The following is a 17,376-nucleotide window of genomic DNA, read 5'->3' as shown; positions in this document are numbered from 1 at the left end:
AAAGAAACACTAACTAACACAACCTATCGCTTAAAACATGACAATGCGAAACCAACTTGAACGGCTGGGTCTTTTTGACGCGAAAGTACCGCGTTATACAAGCTATCCCACGTCTCCGCACTTCAACGGCGAGGTCAGCGATACGCAGGTCGCGCGTTGGATCTCCGAAATCAAGCCGCACAGCCAGATTTCGCTTTATGTTCACATCCCGTTTTGTCGGCGGCTTTGCTGGTTCTGCGCCTGCCGCACGCAAGGCACGCAAAGCACCGCACCAATCATCGCCTATCTTGAGACCATCAAGAAAGAGATCGCTACACTTGCAGCGCATTTGCCCGAGGGGGTCACGCTCGAGCGGCTGCACTGGGGCGGCGGGACACCAACGCTTTTGTCCGCCGAGATGATCACCGATCTGGCTGGAGAAATTCTGGCCGTGACGCCCATGGCACCGGGCGGTGAGTTCTCGGTCGAGATCGATCCGAACGAAATCGACGGTGCGCGCCTTGATGCGCTGGCCGCAGCAGGCATGAACCGCGCCTCTATCGGGGTGCAGGACTTCGATCCGGAAATCCAGAAATGTATCGGCCGCGAGCAAAGCTATGACGTCACGCGCAATGCCATCGACATGATCCGCGCGCGCGGAGTACAATCTCTGAACGCAGATATCCTCTATGGTTTGCCGCATCAGACCAAAGGCAAGATCACCGAAAGCGTGCAAAAGCTCCTGTCACTCAATCCTGATCGCGTCGCGCTTTATGGCTATGCACATGTGCCATGGATGGCCCGTCGCCAGTCGATGATCCCCTCCGACGCACTGCCGACACCGCAAGAACGCCTCGATTTGTTCGAAACCGCGCAACGTCTATTCCTGTGGGACAACTACCGCGAAATCGGGATCGATCACTTCGCAACCAAGGAAGACGGGCTAACCAAAGCGCTCGACGCAGGTCGCTTGCGGCGCAATTTCCAAGGCTATACCGAAGATACCTCCGATGTGTTGATCGGCCTCGGAGCCTCGTCTATCTCGCGCTACCCGCAGGGCTATGCGCAGAACGACGCCTCTACATCGAAATATACCGCAGCGGTACGCGAGGGGCGCATTCCCATCGCGCGCGGCCATAGCTTTGGCGGCGACGACAAGATGCGAGCCCGCCTGATCGAGGCATTGATGTGCGATTTTCGCATTTCACGCAGCGAGATCATGCAGCGCTTCGACATGCCCGCCGCCGCGCTCGACACCTTGTTCGAAGAAACCAATCGCGCGTTCGAGGGTTTGCTGACCGTCAACAGCGACGGGCTTTTCGTTCCGCTCGAAGCGCGGCCTTTGACCCGCCTGATCGCGCGCCAGTTCGATGCCTATGATCTCAGCCACGCGGGCCATAGTTCGGCGATCTAACCGCTTGCACGGTGGTCCAGCGCAGCGCTCAGCAGCGCGCGCGTATACTCATGACGGGGCGCTTTGAACAGCGCCTCGCTCTCGCCCATCTCGACGATATCGCCTTGTTTCATCACCAAGACCTTATGCGACATGGCGCGCACGACCTTAAGATCGTGACTGATAAACAGATAGGCCAGCCCGTATTTCTGTTGCAGCCCGCGTAGCAGTTCTACGATCTGTACCTGCACTGTCATGTCCAGCGCACTGGTAGGTTCATCCAGAACCACCAGCTTGGGCCGCAGGATCATCGCGCGCGCGATGGCGATACGCTGGCGCTGCCCGCCGGAAAACTCATGCGGATAGCGGTGCATGGTTTCAGGATCGAGGCCGACCTCGGCCATGATCTCGCCAACCATGTCGCGCGGCGTTTTCATGCCATCCGTGCCATGCACGCCAAGGCCTTCGGCGATGATCTGCTCGGCCGTCATGCGCGGCGAAAGCGAACCAAACGGATCCTGAAACACGATCTGCATATCCTTGCGCGCCGCGCGAAGCTGGCGCGTGGCCCAGCGGCGCGTGTCCTGCCCGTCAAAGGTAATCCCGCCCTCGGAAGCAATCAGCCGCATCATCGCCAGCGCCAGCGTGGTCTTTCCAGAGCCACTTTCGCCGACAATCCCAAGAGTTTCACCAGCGCGCACATTGAGCGTTGCATCGTTCACCGCTTTGACGTGACCCACCGTGCGTTTCAGAAAACCCTGCTGGATCGGGAACCAGACCTTAAGATGATCGGTGCTGACAATCTCTTTCGCACCGCTTGGCACAGGATCGGGCGTGCCTACCGCATGGGCGCTAAGCAGAGTCTTGGTATATTCATGCTGCGGATCGTTGAACACCTGTTCGGTCGGCCCTGCCTCGACAATCTCGCCCGCTTTCATAACGCAAACCTTGTCCGCGATGCTGCGCACGATCCCAAGATCATGTGTGATGAACAAAAGCCCCATGCTCTCGGTCTTTTTCAGCCCCGCGAGCAGTTCCAATATCTGCGCTTGGATGGTCACATCCAATGCTGTCGTCGGCTCATCCGCGACCAGAAGATCAGGCCCGTTCGCCAGCGCCATCGCGATCATTACGCGCTGACGCTGACCGCCGGAAAGCTGATGGGGATAGGAGTTCAAACGGCTCTCAGGATCGCGAATACCAACCTTTTCCATCAACTCGATGATCCGCCCGCGCGCAGCGTCGCCGACAACGCCTTGGTGCAAGGCAAGCGATTCACCAAGCTGTTTTTCCAGCGTGTGCAACGGGTTAAGCGATGTCATAGGTTCCTGGAAAATGAAGCTGATGTCGTTGCCGCGCACTTTGCGCAGCAGCGCCTCATTCGCGCCGACCATCTGTTGCCCATCATAGGTGATCGAGCCTTCCGTCACCGCGCTGGAGCCAAGCAACGATACAGTACTCAGCGCCGTCACCGACTTGCCAGAGCCGCTCTCCCCGACCAGCGCGACCGTTTCGCCGCGATCAACGGTAAAGCTGACGCCTCGCACCGCCGCGCTAAGCTGGCCGTCCTGACGAAAGGCGACTTTCAGGTCTTTGACCTCCAAAAGGCTCATGAGAAGGTCTTCCTTGGATCGAATGCATCACGAACGCCCTCGAAGATGAAAACAAGTAGCGAGAGCATGATGGCAAAGGCGAAGAAGGCGGTAAAGGCGAGCCATGGCGCTTGCAGGTTTTGTTTGGCCTGCAATGTCATTTCACCCAGCGAAGGCGATGAGGATGGCAGGCCGAAGCCCAGAAAATCAAGGCCCGCGAGCGTGCTGATCGTGCCTGTCACGATGAATGGCAGCATGGTGACGGTCGCGACCATCGCGTTGGGCAACATGTGGCGGAACATGATGACCGTGTTGCTGACGCCAAGCGCCTTGGCCGCGCGCACATATTCCAGATTGCGCGCCCGGAGGAATTCCGCGCGCACCACGCCCACAAGCGCCATCCAGCCAAAGAGCACCATAAGGAACACCAGTAGCCAGAACCCCCGCCCCAAAATCGCGAACATGATGATAATGATATAAAGTGAGGGCACCGCACCCCAAATCTCGATGAACCGCTGGAACAATAGATCGACCCAGCCGCCGAAATAACCTTGCAAGGCACCCGCGGCAATGCCGACGACACTGGCCAAAGTGGTCACGATTAGCGTGAACATGATGGACAATCGGAAACCATAAATCACCCGCGCCAGCACATCGCGCTTGGTGTCATCTGTGCCCAGCAGGTTCTGCTCGTTAGGGGGCAGCGGCGCTGCGCCCGCGCGATCAACGGTCGTGTCATAGGCATAGGGAATCACCGGCCAAAGCAGCCAGCCTTGCTGAAATCCATCTGCGCTGAACGTTCCGGCGTCGATGCTCTCGATCACCCCGTCTGGATCGTCCCAGCACGCATCCATACCACCCGATTTGATCAGGCATTTTACCTCAACATCGCGGTAGACCGCTTCTGTTTGGAAATCCCCACCAAAGGCGGTTTCGGGATAGAAACTGAACACAGGCGCATGCAATTCGCCGCGATAGCTCACCATGATGGGTTTGTCGTTTGCGATGAACTCAGCGAACAGACTTAACCCGAACAGAATCGAGAAAATGATCAATGACCAAAGCGCGCGGCGGTTGCGTTTGAAGTTGCGCCAGCGGCGCTGATTGAGCGGCGAAAGTGCCATGGCGCTAGCCCTCCCGCTTTTCAAAGTCGATACGCGGATCGACCAGCACATACATTAAATCTGACAGGATATTTACCACAAGGCCGATGAGGCCAAAGATAAACAGCGTGCCGAACATCACCGGATAATCGCGCGAAACGGCGGCCTCAAAGCCAAGCCGCCCAAGCCCATCAAGTGAAAAGATCGTTTCGATAATAATAGAGCCGCCAAAGAACACCGATACAAACACCGCAGGAAACCCCGCGATCACGATCAGCATCGCGTTGCGAAAGACATGACCATAAAGCACGCGGCTTTCGCTAAGCCCCTTGGCACGCGCGGTCATCACATAGTGTTTCTTGATCTCGTCGAGAAAGCTGTTCTTGGTCAGCAAGGTCAGCGTCGCAAAGGCGGAAATCGTGGAGGCGAAAACAGGCAGCGCAATGTGCCAGAGGTAATCGCCGATCTTGCCCAACAGGCTTAACTCTTCGAAATTTTCCGACGTGAGGCCGCGCAGAGGGAAAATCTGCCAATAAGACCCGCCCGCGAACAGAACAAGCAGCAGGATCGCGAACAAAAATCCAGGGATCGCATAGGCCACGATGATGGCCGCAGAGGTCCAGGTGTCAAAGCTGGTGCCGTCATGCACCGCCTTGCGAATACCCAGCGGAATCGAGACCAGATAGGCGATCAAAGTGGACCAAAGCCCCAGCGTGATAGACACCGGCATCTTTTCCAGCACCAGATCAATGACACTAATAGAGCGGAAATAACTCTCTCCAAAATCTAGGCGCATGTAGTTCCAAAGCATGTTGAAAAACCGCTCGACTGGCGGCTTGTCGAACCCGAATTCTTTTTCCAGCTCTTCGATGAATTCCTTGGGCAGCCCCCGCGCGCCGATATATTCGCTATCCGATCCAAAGGTTTCTTCAGCCACATCATTGCCGCCGCCGGAAAACCCCTCGAACACATCGCCGCCACCCTGCATCTGGGCCAGAACCTGCTCCACAGGGCCGCCCGGCACGAACTGCACCAGCGTGAAATTCACGATCATAATCCCGAGCAGCGTCGGAATGATCAGCAAAAGCCGTCGAAGAATATAGGCACCCAAAGCAAATTACCTCAGCGCGCCGGAGGCTTTCAGCGCCTCGTATTTGTCCTGATTGAACCACCAGAAATCAAGCGCGCCCAAGGCAAGGGGCGGCAGGTTTTCGGGATGTTCGTACATGTCGTAGGACGCGACCCAATTCTCTGCGACATAGCCGCTCGGGATCTGAATCCGCAGGTAGCGCAAGGCACGATCGAGCGCCATGAGCGCTGCCTCTTCCTCTTCGCGCGAACTGGTTTGCAACGACCCTTCTATGATCGCGTCCACCAACGGGCTTTGCAGTGATTGGGGGTTATACGACGAAACGATGGCCGTTTCAGAGCCATAAAGCTGGTTAAGCCCCGTGCCCGCAGACATAAACGCATGGTTGCGCGTGTACATCATATCGAAGTCCTTATCTAGGAAACGGCCCTGATATTGCGCTGAATCGACCTTATCCATCCCAGCGGTGATCCCCCATTTGTTCAAGGTCTGAACATAGGTGGTGATGATCGCCTCTGCGGTGTCGCTGGTGCTGGACGAAAGCATGATGTCAAATTCGACCAGCGTGCCATCCGCGTCGCGGAATTTACCATCACTTCCGACGCTCCAGCCCGCATCTTGAAGCAGTTTCAAGGCTTTGCGCTGGTTGCGTCGATCAGAGACCGTATCAGGATTTGAGGTATGCGCACGCACTGCATCATCTCGCATCATTTCGGCCGGCACCAGATCACCCAGCGTTTCCAGAAGTACTTTCTCCAAACCGCTCGGCGGGCCTTTCGCTTCGAGCGGGGTGTTTTGCACAAAGGAATGGCGCTGTGTTGTCAGCCCGTACTGCAAGGACGCAGAGACCCATTCGAAGTTGAACGCAAGGCTCAGCGCCTCGCGCACGCGGATATCGGTAAAGGGCGCGCGCTGCATGTTGAACACGAAACCCACAGGCGAGGGTGGCAGGCCGTCCGGCAGTTCTTCGCGCTTGATGCTGCCACTTTGAACGCCTGGGAAATCATATCCCGTCGCCCAGCGTTTTGTGCTGCCCTCTTGGCGGAAGGTATATTCGCCCGCTTTGAATGCTTCAAATTCTGCGGTTTCGTCCAGAAAATACTCGACGCGGACACGATCAAAATTGTGGCGGCCCACGTTCACGGGCAGATGCCAGCCCCAGTAATCAGGATTGCGTTTGTAGATGATATAGCGATTGATGTCGAAATCATCGACCACATAGGGGCCGCTTCCAAGCGGTGTGAGCAAGGACGGCTCGTCCAGTCGCTCGCCCGTTTTCTCATACCAGGCCTTTGAAAACACAGGCGTACTGCCCACCTGAGAGATCAGCGAGCGGCGCGATATGCCATCAACGAAGGTCGCGCGCAGGGTCAGATCATCAATCGCTTCCACGCTGGAAATGCGCTGTTTGACCGAACGTGCAAAGCTGCGAATGCCCTGCTCGAGGAACAGGCTATGCGTGAAGGCAGCATCATGCGCCGTCAGTTGCGTGCCATCGGAAAACCGCGCTTCGGGGCGGATGTGGAAAACGCACCATTCTTTCGATTTGGGATATTCGACCGACTTAGCAAGGTGGCAATAAGAATCTGTGATCGAATCCGCCGGAACCGCCTCATCAAAGGGCGCGCGCGCCAGCATCGCTTCGGCGACAAGGCCCGAATAAAGACCGGGACGCCCTTTGCTTGCCCAGCGGTTCATACCGTCGAAGGTTCCGCGCGCGGACATCGAAATCTCTCCGCCCTTGGGCGCGTCGGGGTTCACGTAATCGAAATGCGTAAAATCAGGAGGATATTTCAGATCGCCGAAGAAAGAATAGCCGTGGCTCTTCACCAACTCCGAGGTGCCATCGCTTGCGCGGGCAAAGCCGGGTTGGAAGCCCATCGCAGCTCCAGCGCCACTAGCCGCCATGCCGAGCATGACGTCACGGCGTTTCAAAACAAGTTCGCGAATTGGGGATTTGCTCGACATATTATACCTCCCGATAGCTGCTGCTGTGCTGGCCATACCACTTATACATAGCTAAAGCGCTGCGCTTGTCACATTCAAGCGCTGAATGGATGAACTCGTCGTGATAAAAGCCGATGCGCACCCTTCGCTTAACGACAGGCACAAAAAAACCGCTCTGCAAAACAGCAGAGCGGCTCTTTCTATTCAAATCAAAGCGGTTTGCGTTACTGGATGGTTTCCAGATAAGCGATCAAGTTTGCGCGATCCTCGATCTTTTTCAGGCCAGAGAAGCTCATCTTGGTGCCGCGCACGTAACCCTTGGGATCCTCGAGGAAGGCGTCGAGCTCTACATAGCCCCAATTGCCGGGCATTTCTGCCATAGCGCTCGAATAGGTAAATCCGTCAATCGAACCTTTATCACGGTTTACCGTGTTAAACAGATGTGGACCCGTGCCGTTGGCACCGTCCTCCAGCTTGTGACAGGCACGGCACTTGCCATAGACGCGCTCGCCCTTGTCGATTTCCGCCTGAGCGATCAAAGTGAGCAGATCGGGACCCTCGTCTTCGGCAGCGTCTGCGCCGTCGTCTTCGACTTCGATCACATAGCCCTGTACATGATCTTCTCCGTGACCTTTCGGACCCGTGTGATAAAGATTCTCAGCGCCGTAACCGGCGAGAAGGAAGATCAGAAGTGCGCCGCAAAAGCCGCCAAGCACCTTTGTAAATGTCATCGTGTCAAACATATCGCGCGTGTCCTGTTGGATATCGTTGCGCGGCTATCTATGGCTTTCGCGCGCTCATGGCAAGGTGTAGAAGGCGCGACTAAACGCCCAACTTGCACAGATTTTAGAGGAAACGCGCCCATGGCCAAGAAGATCGCATTTCAGGGAGAGCTTGGTGCCTATTCACACGAGGCCTGCGCGCAGAATTATCCGGACTATGAACCCTTGCCCTGCCGGACCTTCGAAGATGTAATCGAGGCCGTGAACAGCAAGGCCGCTGCACTTGCGATGCTCCCTGTGGAGAACTCGACCTACGGGCGCGTCGCCGACATTCATCGCCTGCTACCAAGCTCGGGTTTGCACATTATCGACGAAGCCTTCACACGCGTGCGCATCGCCCTTATGGCGCTGCCGGGCGTTCCCCTAAGCGATATCATAACGGTACGCGCGCATCTGGTATTGCTGCCGCAAGCCGCGTCTTTTCTTGCAAAAAACGCGATCGCAGGCGAATCTGCCGCCGATAGCGCAGGCGCCGCCGCCGAACTGGTGCAAAGCGGTGATCGACGTAGCGGTGTGCTCGCCAGCGAAATCGCAGCGCAGATATATGGCCTGAACGTGCTCGCACGCGATATTGAGGATCATGGCCATAACACCACGCGGTTTCTGGTGATGTCACCCAAAACCCATCTGGAGCGGCGCGGCGAACACGGAATGATGACCAGCTTCGTGTTTCGCGTGCGAAACATTCCCGCCGCGCTTTATAAGGCAATGGGTGGTTTTGCGACTAATGGCGTGAACATGACAAAACTGGAAAGCTACATGGTCGGTGGTCATTTCACCGCCACCCAGTTCTATGCCGATATCGAGGGTCATCCAGAAGATGCCAACGTCAAACGCGCATTGGACGAGCTAAGTTATTTCACCAGTGAAGTCACCATTCTGGGCACCTATCCACGTGCCCGGGAACGCGACAGCTAGGCTAGGTTTCGCCGCTCAAACACCCGCAGTGCGTGATTTATACTCGCGCTCAAGCACCCGCACAAAATCGGCCGCTTTCGCCTTGAACCGATTGTCCAGACGGGTTTTTCCAAGGCGCAACGTTTGAACCATCAAACGCCCTGACAGGCTTTTGGGCTTCAGTTCGATCGCCATGGACGCGCGCGTGCGGCTTTTCGATAGTGGCATCAAATCAAGCGTCGCAAATGCAACAATGTCATTGCCCTGCATCTCAAGGCAATAATTCTCGGGCGCGGTGAACTCCGTCATCTCAGCCGCGATTTTACGCATTTTGCCGCGCAATTTGAACTGCGCAGCCCAGCTCATACCTGCCCCGTTCTGGCGCAGTTTGTCTGTGCGCTGCACATCCCCGCCACGCCGCAGTGCAGAGCGCTCGAACTGATCGAAATCCGTGAAAAGCGCAAAGGCGTCCTCGATCGGGGCTTCGATGTCTTCTTTGGTCGAAAATTTCATGGGCCTGCTCGCCTCTTTTTAACTTTCGACAAACTATAGCGGAGAGATATTACTCAAGTCTATCACTGAGCCAGTGCTTCAGGATGAAATGTGCGATTGCGCCCTTTCTTGCAGGTAAAATTTTAGGATTTTCCCCTGCAAAACTCAGCATCATCTCTTCGCGGCTTACCCATATCGCATCTTCGATCTCGACCGGATCGATCGTGATATCCGTGTCGAGCGCCGCGCCCTTGCAGCCGAACATCAACGAATTGGGAAACGGCCAGGGCTGACTGGCGAGGTAGTCGACCTGCCCGACAGTGATGCCCGCCTCCTCAAGTACTTCGCGCCGCACCGCCGCTTCAAGCGTCTCGCCCGGCTCCACAAAGCCCGCAAGCAAGGAATACATGCCCTCCGGCCACCCCGGAGAGCGACCCATAAGAACCGAATTTTCGTGCGTGATCAGCATGATAACCACGGGGTCCGTGCGCGGGAAGTGCTGACCGCCGCAAGCGCCGCAACCACGTTGCCAGCCTGCCATCGACATCTCGCTCGCCCCGCCACATTTGGCGCAGAAACGGTGACTTGCATGCCAGCTATAAAGTGCGCGCGCGCTTGCCGCCAGTTCCGCATCGCGCGGTGTCAGGCGTGTCATATTCGCGCGCAACTCGGCAAAAACATCGCTTTGGGGCAGGTCGGGGTGACGCTGCTCGCTCGGATCGAAAAAGGCACCCAGCGCCTCTTCATCCACGCCGCTGGGCTGCCAATCAGACAAATCATGGGCAAAAATAGCACAGCCGTTTTCCAGACCCAGAAAAATTGCCTCGCTCGCACGCGAGGCAATAATGTGCTCGCTCATCGACAGTCGCGCCAAAGCATCCCGCGCGCCGCGTCGAATAAGGGGTTTGCCACGCCAAAACACAATCGCTTGGGATGCGGCATTCGTGCGATATGTACTTAGTGCTGCGGTATCCGCGCGCAAATGCGCTGCGCGCTCAAGGCCTGAGCCTCCAAATGTCACGGTCTCAGCAAGTTTCATCCAGAGCTCCCTAAATTTGCGCGCAAGCTAGGTCTGATTGCCGAGGGGTTACAAGCACTGCTTTTAGTGGGGCGTCTCGTTTTTGACGGCGCATCTTGCATCCTGCTCGCACGACTCGTATATTGCGACTTGAGGGGTTGGCGCGGGCAAGTGCCTCGCCAACCTGGTCAGATCCGGAAGGAAGCAGCCACAACGAGCCCCACTTGGGTCGATGTCCAACCTCTCACCTAGTCCCCTTGCGGCAAAATACCCGTGACAGCCCAGCGCAGCTGCGGGTCTGTTTCCACGGCGCAGGGGCGCAGTTTGCGAAGGCGTAGCAACGCCTGCACAGCCTCTTCGCCGCTTTGCACCATCAAACGGAGCGCCAACATGCCAGAGCGCCCGCAGCCGCCCTTGCAATGGATCAACACCCGGCCACGGCCGCGCAGCGCGCTTAGAGCCGCCTCGCTCGCAGCAGGCCAGGCCTGCAAAAACAACGCATCCGGTACGCCGTAATCAGTGATCGGCAAATGCAGCCAGCGCGCGCCACTTTCCAGAATATCCGCGCCAAGGCTTTCCGCCCCTACATCTGCCAACTCCCCGCGCGTCGTGGCGGTGATCACCAGCGAGGGCTTCCAGTCACGAATGAAATCGAGGTCTGCAGCGTAATCGCCACCGCGTCCCGGCATCTGCGAAATCGCAAGCGATCCGCCAACCACCCCTAATACATGGATGACCAGGTCAGCCATCGATCAACCCTGTCGCACAAAGCGCTGGATCCCTTTGCATTTTGCGCAAACGCATCACGTATCCCCTCCTAGCCTGTCCTATCAGTAGCGTCCTTTCACGCAATCGGCTAGACGGGGCGAAGCGTGCAGCCTACCCTCGCCACTGATCGAATCTGAAAGCGCATATGACAGACACGTCCAACACCGCCTATCGCGTCCTTGCCCGCAAGTATCGCCCTGAGACCTTTGTCGATCTGGTCGGCCAGAACGCGATGGTACGTACGCTGAAAAACGCGTTTGAGGCGGATCGCATTGCGCAGGCCTTTGTGATGACGGGCATTCGCGGCACAGGCAAAACCACAACCGCACGGATCATCGCCAAGGGGATCAATTGTATCGGCCCCGATGGTACGGGCGGCCCCACGACCGAACCTTGCGGCGTGTGCGAGAATTGCACAGCAATCATGGAAGGGCGTCACGTCGACGTCATGGAGATGGACGCCGCTTCGCGTACAGGCGTCGGCGATATCCGCGAAATCATCGAAAGCGTGCATTACCGCGCCGCCTCTGCGCGCTACAAAATCTACATCATCGACGAAGTTCATATGCTCTCGACGTCTGCGTTCAATGCCTTGTTGAAAACGCTGGAAGAGCCACCCGCACACGTCAAATTCATCTTCGCCACGACCGAAATTCGCAAAGTTCCCGTAACGGTTCTGAGCCGGTGCCAGCGCTTCGATCTGCGCCGGATCGAGCCCGAAGATATGATCGGCATGCTCAAACGTATCGCCGCGGGCGAGAATGCTGAAATTTCCGAGGATGCTTTGGCGCTGATCACCCGCGCCGCTGAAGGCTCTGCGCGCGATGCAACGTCCCTCTTGGATCAAGCGATCAGCCATGGCGCCGGTGAAACCACGGTTGAGCAGGTGCGCGCGATGCTTGGCCTCGCCGATCGCGGCCGTGTTCTGGACCTCTACGAAATGGTCATGCGCGGCGATGCGGCGGCCGCCCTGACCGAACTCGGCTCGCAATACGCGGCTGGTGCCGATCCCATGGCCGTACTGCGCGATCTGGCCGAAATCACCCATTGGATCAGCGTCGTGAAAATCACGCCCGATGCAGCAGACGATCCAACCGTGTCGCCCGATGAGCGTGCGCGCGGCCTGCAAATGGCCGCCGATCTGCCCATGCGCGCAATGACGCGGATGTGGCAAATGCTGCTCAAAGCGCTCGATGAGGTCGCGAGCGCCCCCAATTCCATGATGGCCGCTGAAATGGCGATCATCCGCCTCACGCATGTGGCCGAGCTTCCCAGCCCCGAAGAGTTGATTCGCAAGCTGCAAGACACACCGCCCCCACCCTCCCCATCCGGCGGTAGTGGCGGCGGGATGAGCGCGGGCGGCACGACTGTCACCGGCGCGCAGTCTCGGGCAAGCACATCTTCCGGCACCAGCGGCGGCGCAGCGACGGCGCAACATCTCGACGTCGATGCGCTCGCGCGCTTTCCTACGTTCGAGCATGTGGTCGAATTGATCCGCTCCAACCGCGATATGAAACTGCTCGTCGATGTTGAGGGCGGTGTGCGACTGGTCAGCTACCAACCCGGACGCATCGAATTTGTGCCCCACGCCAAAGCACCCGGCGATCTCGCCCAGCGCCTCGGGCAACGCCTTCAACTCTGGACCGGTAACCGCTGGGCTGTGACGCTGGTGAATGAAGGCGGCGCAGAGACGATCACAGAAAAGAACGATGCCGCAGATAACGCGCTCAAGGTCGAGGCAGCCGAACATCCTTTGGTCAAAGCCGTTTTCGAGGCTTTCCCCTCGGCAAAGATCATCGCAATCAAAACGGCTCAAGAGATCGCCAATGCCGCGTTCGAAGAAGCCCTGCCAGAGGTCGAGGACGAATGGGACCCCTTTGAAGAGGACTAGGCGATGATCGGCATCTGCTCGCACATCAAACCCGATTGGGACGGAGCGCCAATCTCGATGCTTGGCGAAGCAATCGCGCTGGCAAGCACGCCTATCCCCCTTATTCTTTTTCTTACCTCGGCCATTGCGATCCGCTTTCGCAGCCAATGGGGCGCACTGGCGCTGGTGGTAATCTGGTCCTTTTATGTCGCCTTCCTGACCATCCTCGACCCCGGTGCCGCCTTCGCATCCGCGCGCATTGAGGGATGTATTGGCTCGCCCACCTTGTTCATCGCCGCCGTCGCTGCAATATGTGTAGGAATGATCCTTTACACCGCGCCCAACGAGGCGCGCAAAACCTAGACGGAGAGACGCATGTTCAAAGGACTGGGCAACCTCGGCGATATGGCCGGAATGATGAAAAAAGCCAAAGAAATGCAGGACCAGATGGGTCAGTTGCAAGAAGACTTGGCAAGTATAACCGTCACGGGGATCAGCGGCGCGGGCCTCGTCAAGGCGACGGCAACCGCCAAAGGCGAACTGACTGCGCTTGATATCGACCCTTCGATTTTCAACGGTGATGACAAGGAAGTCGTTGAGGACCTAATACTCGCTGCCGTCAAGGACGCCCAGCAAAAAGCAGCTGAAAAATCCGCCGCTGAAATGGGCAAGCTGACAGAGAGCCTTGGCCTGCCTGCGGATATGAAACTGCCGTTTTAAATTTCTGTGCGTGGCAGCTTCATCTTGCCAATTAAACTCCCGCCGGAGGCTCACGCCACCGGCAACAAGGATCGACAGGTGAGCAGTACAAAAGACATCGAAACGCTCATCGAGTTGATGGCCAAGCTCCCCGGGCTTGGCCCTCGTTCCGCACGGCGCGCTGTGCTGCATCTGATCCGCAAACGCGCGCTCTTGCTCACGCCTTTGGCGGATATGCTGCAAACCGTCGCCGTCACCGCACGCGAATGTCTGAACTGCGGCAATGTCGGAACGGCCGATATCTGCGATATCTGCGAGAGCGAAAAGCGCGCAAACGGTATCCTGTGTGTGGTCGAGGACGTGTCCGACCTATGGGCGATGGAACGTTCCGGCGTATTCAAGGGAAAGTACCACGTGCTTGGCGGCACGCTATCCGCGCTCGATGCCATTGGTCCAGACGAGCTGCGCATACCGCGCCTCGTGGACCGCGTAACCAGTGAACATATCACCGAGGTCATTCTCGCGCTCAACGCGACAATCGATGGTCAAACGACGGCGCATTACATTGCGGATATCCTCGACGGGCGCGCCACGCTCACCTCGCTGGCGCAGGGCGTGCCGATCGGCGGTGAACTCGACTATCTCGATGACGGAACGATCACCGCTGCCATGAATGCGCGCAAACCCATATAAAAAAGCCCTGCCGCCCCTCCCGCGGCGACAGAGCCTTTAAGTGCCGAGATCGCAGAGCAGACCATTCAAGACAGGCCACACGCCATTCAAATCGACACATCCCTTCTCAGATCACCACGACGTCCAGTGGTGGAAATCCGTTAAACCCGATAGAAGCATAGGTAGTCGTATAGGCCCCGCAATTGCGAATGATCACACGGTCCCCAGCGCACAAAGCGTTAGGCAAATTGACCGGCGTTTTCTCGTAAAGCACATCCGCGCTATCGCAGGACGGACCGGCCAGGATGCACGGCCCACTCGCCATACCATCCTTGGCGGTGATGAATTCATAGCGGATTGCTTCATCCATGGTTTCAGCAAGGCCGGAGAACTTCCCGATATCGAGATAGACCCATCGGTGCAGATCCAGCGGCGATTTACGTGCCACCAGCAGTACTTCGGCCACGATATGCCCTGCCTCAGCGACCATGCCGCGCCCCGGCTCTGCGATCACCTTCACATCGCCGAAACGCGCATGTACCTGGCGCATGACGTTCGCCGCATAATGGGTCGGCGCATCCACCGCCTCGCCATAGAAAGCGGGAAATCCGCCACCAATGTTGAGCAAGTTCAGCCCGTAGCCCGATCTCTGCGCCGTGTCCCAGACCTGCACAATCTGATCCAGAACCGGCCCCCAGAACGCTGCTTTGCGCGTTTGCGATCCCACATGAAACGACAGTCCAACCATCTGCAATCCAAGCGCACGGCCCTGGCGCAAGAGCGCGGGAATATGCCCCGCCGCCGCGCCAAATTTGCGGCTTAGCGGCCAATCCGCTTGAGAGTTTTCCACGATCACCCGCAGGTAGACCCTCGCACACGGCGCGTTTGCCGCGATCTTTTCCAGTTCCTCGGGCGCATCGGCGGCGAACAACGTCACACCCACTGAAGCGGCATAGGCAATGTCCGAGCCGCGTTTGATCGTATTGCCGAAAGACAGCTGATCCACGCGCGCGCCTTGGGCAAGGCAAAGCTCCAGCTCTGGGCGGCTGGCGCAATCAAAGTGGCTGCCCTTGGCGACAAGCGCCGCAATGATGCGCGGATCGGGATTGGCTTTGACAGCATAATGCACATCCGCCGCGCCAAGCCCTGCTTTAAGCGCATCGTACTGAACGCCCACGCGGTCCAGATCAAGCACGAGTGTCGGGCGCCCGAAGGTATTGCGCGCAATAAAGTCCGACGCACGGTCGCATAGCACAGGGGTTTGGGCACGGAACGCGCCCGGGTCAGTAGCTTTCATGGTCATCTCCAAGCGAGATCTGCACCAAGCGGCGCAGCTAAATTCAAAAGGAGACGTTACCGTCGCTACATAAACCCGGAAGAAGGGGTAGACATACCGGCCAGAGGCGCGTGCGTTGGCGTCTATAAATCGCGCTTTAAGGCAATTTGGGATTCATACAAGATAGAAAATGATCTGCCCGCAAGAAATATTTAAAACAGGCAAAAACTGCGCCGTTGCTACCCATCCACACTGGCCATGTTTCACGCTTTCAGCCGCTTTGGCAAAACATGCTCCCACGCGATTACGCCGGTTTCATGCGTCCAGGCATCTTACAGATACGCCATGTCCCTGACTTGATCGCGCGCGCCTGCCGCCAGATTGCGAAGCTCTGTGCGATAAAGTTCCATATCATAGAGTTCCCACTTCATCCCATACTGGCGTACCAGTTTGAATCGCCCCATGCGCAGCGCACTATTGCCTTCATGTTCAAAGAAAATCGGTTGTTCACGCTGCCAATCGGCGCCTTTGAGTAAGGTCAGTAACGACTCGCCCTGCACCGCATGAACCTCTGTCTCTCCAAGTTCAACAATTGCGCAAACGCCCGTGACCTCCAGAATAGTCGGCAGGATGTCGACCACATGACAGGCGGCATGTCGCGTGCCTTGTTGCGCGAACCCTTTGGGCCAATGGGCGATCAACGAGCTTCAACGTTTTGATCTCCGATCCCGTTATTCCAAAATCGGCAAAGCCCATATCGTCTGCCAAGATAAGAACCACATTCGGCCTATCTACCATGTCACTGCTCCATTCACGCCGAGCAACAGGCTAGTAGTATTAACTATAAATTTGCGCCAAAAAAATAGCCCCGCTCTCAGAGTGCTGAGGCAGGGCTAGATCAATAATCGAAATCGAATGCAGTCTATTTCGCGTCTTCATCCTCGTCAGATCTCTCGACTGGCGTCTTGAAGAAGCTCTCTGCATCCAGAATGTCGCCCGTCTCAGGCTCTTTGTCCTCGTCCGAACCACCCAGCGTGAAGGTCTCCAGACCCTCGATCGCAGTTGGTATCTTCGGCTCGGCGTCCATGCCTAGCGACTGCTCCGTACTCACCAGCTTGCGGCGCTCGTCGTCGCTCATCACTTCGCCGTTCGCGGCTTTCTTGGCTGCAGCCTTTTGCACGGCGGCGTCCAGCTCGGACTGCTTGCACAGACCCAAGGCAACGGGATCAATCGGCTGAATGTTGTTGATGTTCCAGTGCGTGCGCTCGCGGATCGCCTGGATCGTCGGCTTGGTCGTGCCGACCAGCTTGCCCACCTGACCGTCGGTCAATTCGGGATGAAACTTCACCAGCCACAAAATAGACGCAGGGCGATCCTGACGCTTGGACAGGGGGGTGTAGCGCGGGCCCCGGCGTTTTTCCTCGCCCTGCGCAGCCGCGTTGTATTTCAGCGAGAGCTTGTGCATCGCGCTACTCTGTGCGGAATCAATCTCTTCCTGCGTCAGCTGGTTGTTGGCAACGGGGTCGAACCCCTTCACGCCTGTAGCCACATCACCGTCGGCGATACCCTGCACTTCCAACTCGTGCATGCCGACGAAATCCGCGATCTGCTTGAAACTAATCGTCGTGTTATCCACCAGCCAAACGGCGGTTGCTTTTGCCATAATCGGTTTGGCCATGGGAACTCTCCTTCAAACATATCTATCTTGTCGCCTGAAATAGGCGGCACCTTTTTGAGGGGTGCGGGTTTCCATTGTGGGGGAACTTAAGGGTTATATAGTAGTGATTGAGTAAAGAGG

At 57.2% G+C, this 17,376-nt stretch carries 17 protein-coding genes and 1 other RNA gene; 7 read left to right on the top strand and 11 right to left on the bottom strand.

Translation table 11 applies throughout. The features are described from left to right. The first annotated feature begins 37 nt into the window (after positions 1-37). The gene (gene hemN / locus B9P63_RS01300) at positions 38-1,393 is read left to right on the top strand and encodes an oxygen-independent coproporphyrinogen III oxidase (protein WP_085306735.1); all 1,356 of its coding nucleotides are present in this window, start codon (positions 38-40) and stop codon (positions 1,391-1,393) included. Here the strand turns inward: hemN and B9P63_RS01295 are convergent. From B9P63_RS01295 to B9P63_RS01275, 5 genes are all read right to left on the bottom strand, one after another. Further along, entirely contained in the window at positions 1,390-2,985 is a 1,596-nt protein-coding gene (locus B9P63_RS01295; RefSeq protein ID WP_085306734.1) for an ABC transporter ATP-binding protein, read from the bottom strand. The genes hemN and B9P63_RS01295 overlap by 4 nt on opposite strands. After that, positions 2,982-4,088, bottom strand: coding sequence for an ABC transporter permease (locus B9P63_RS01290; protein ID WP_085306733.1), 1,107 nt, complete (start codon positions 4,086-4,088; stop codon positions 2,982-2,984). Before B9P63_RS01290 ends, B9P63_RS01295 begins: the two co-directional genes overlap by 4 nt. Before the next feature lie 4 nt (positions 4,089-4,092). Next, entirely contained in the window at positions 4,093-5,178 is a 1,086-nt protein-coding gene (locus tag B9P63_RS01285) for a microcin C ABC transporter permease YejB (protein ID WP_085306732.1), read from the bottom strand. Between the two features lie 6 nt (positions 5,179-5,184). Then, the gene (locus B9P63_RS01280; RefSeq protein WP_085306731.1) at positions 5,185-7,125 is read right to left on the bottom strand and encodes an extracellular solute-binding protein; all 1,941 of its coding nucleotides are present in this window, start codon (positions 7,123-7,125) and stop codon (positions 5,185-5,187) included. 203 nt (positions 7,126-7,328) lie between these two features. Continuing rightward, positions 7,329-7,847, bottom strand: a complete 519-nt coding sequence (locus B9P63_RS01275) for a c-type cytochrome (RefSeq protein ID WP_085306730.1) — start codon at positions 7,845-7,847, stop codon at positions 7,329-7,331. 120 nt (positions 7,848-7,967) lie between these two features. On the opposite strand from B9P63_RS01275, the gene B9P63_RS01270 reads away from it, so the two are divergent. Continuing rightward, positions 7,968-8,804 (top strand): prephenate dehydratase, encoded by an 837-nt coding sequence (locus B9P63_RS01270; RefSeq protein WP_085306729.1) that lies wholly within the window; start codon positions 7,968-7,970, stop codon positions 8,802-8,804. A gap of 15 nt (positions 8,805-8,819) precedes the next feature. On the opposite strand, the gene B9P63_RS01265 is transcribed toward B9P63_RS01270, so the two are convergent. Both B9P63_RS01265 and nudC read right to left on the bottom strand, forming a co-directional pair. Continuing rightward, the gene (locus B9P63_RS01265) at positions 8,820-9,296 is read right to left on the bottom strand and encodes an SRPBCC family protein (protein WP_085306728.1); all 477 of its coding nucleotides are present in this window, start codon (positions 9,294-9,296) and stop codon (positions 8,820-8,822) included. Positions 9,297-9,345: 49 nt separating this feature from the next. Continuing rightward, positions 9,346-10,314 carry an NAD(+) diphosphatase gene (gene nudC, locus B9P63_RS01260; protein WP_085306727.1) on the bottom strand — a complete coding sequence of 323 codons (969 nt, stop codon included), beginning with the start codon at positions 10,312-10,314 and terminating at the stop codon, positions 9,346-9,348. 130 nt (positions 10,315-10,444) lie between these two features. Here nudC and ffs point away from each other — a divergent pair. Next, an RNA gene (ffs, locus tag B9P63_RS01255) (signal recognition particle sRNA small type) lies at positions 10,445-10,543 on the top strand. Here the strand turns inward: ffs and B9P63_RS01250 are convergent. Continuing rightward, positions 10,542-11,042, bottom strand: coding sequence for a phosphatase domain-containing protein (locus B9P63_RS01250; RefSeq protein ID WP_085306726.1), 501 nt, complete (start codon positions 11,040-11,042; stop codon positions 10,542-10,544). The genes ffs and B9P63_RS01250 overlap by 2 nt on opposite strands. Positions 11,043-11,206: 164 nt before the next feature. Between B9P63_RS01250 and B9P63_RS01245 the strand changes: the two genes are divergently transcribed. The 4 genes from B9P63_RS01245 to recR all read left to right on the top strand — a co-directional run bounded on the left by B9P63_RS01245 (position 11,207) and on the right by recR (position 14,323). After that, complete coding sequence (locus tag B9P63_RS01245) at positions 11,207-12,952, top strand: DNA polymerase III subunit gamma/tau (RefSeq protein WP_085306725.1); 1,746 nt, start codon at positions 11,207-11,209, stop codon at positions 12,950-12,952. A 3-nt stretch (positions 12,953-12,955) separates the two neighbouring features. Then, positions 12,956-13,294 (top strand): hypothetical protein, encoded by a 339-nt coding sequence (locus B9P63_RS01240; RefSeq protein ID WP_085306724.1) that lies wholly within the window; start codon positions 12,956-12,958, stop codon positions 13,292-13,294. 12 nt (positions 13,295-13,306) lie between these two features. Beyond that, positions 13,307-13,651 carry a YbaB/EbfC family nucleoid-associated protein gene (locus B9P63_RS01235; protein ID WP_085306723.1) on the top strand — a complete coding sequence of 115 codons (345 nt, stop codon included), beginning with the start codon at positions 13,307-13,309 and terminating at the stop codon, positions 13,649-13,651. 78 nt (positions 13,652-13,729) lie between these two features. Next, complete coding sequence (gene recR / locus B9P63_RS01230; RefSeq protein WP_085307045.1) at positions 13,730-14,323, top strand: recombination mediator RecR; 594 nt, start codon at positions 13,730-13,732, stop codon at positions 14,321-14,323. A gap of 106 nt (positions 14,324-14,429) precedes the next feature. On the opposite strand, the gene B9P63_RS01225 is transcribed toward recR, so the two are convergent. From B9P63_RS01225 to B9P63_RS01215, 3 genes are all read right to left on the bottom strand, one after another. Next, a complete protein-coding gene (locus B9P63_RS01225; RefSeq protein WP_085306722.1) occupies positions 14,430-15,605 on the bottom strand; it encodes a type III PLP-dependent enzyme in 1,176 nt (391 codons plus the stop codon). A gap of 305 nt (positions 15,606-15,910) precedes the next feature. Continuing rightward, on the bottom strand, positions 15,911-16,279 hold the full coding sequence (locus B9P63_RS01220) for a sulfatase/phosphatase domain-containing protein (protein ID WP_085306721.1): 369 nt from the start codon (positions 16,277-16,279) through the stop codon (positions 15,911-15,913). Positions 16,280-16,500: 221 nt separating this feature from the next. Continuing rightward, positions 16,501-17,256: a DUF1013 domain-containing protein gene (locus B9P63_RS01215; protein WP_085306720.1), complete on the bottom strand. Its 756-nt coding sequence runs from the start codon at positions 17,254-17,256 to the stop codon at positions 16,501-16,503. Between the last annotated feature and the right edge of the window lie 120 nt (positions 17,257-17,376).

It is taken from the genome of Planktotalea arctica, assembly GCF_002105285.1.
GTDB classification, from domain to species: domain Bacteria; phylum Pseudomonadota; class Alphaproteobacteria; order Rhodobacterales; family Rhodobacteraceae; genus Planktotalea; species Planktotalea arctica.
The sequence above is the reverse complement of the archived record's forward strand: the minus strand, read 5'-3'. Positions and strand labels throughout refer to the sequence as shown.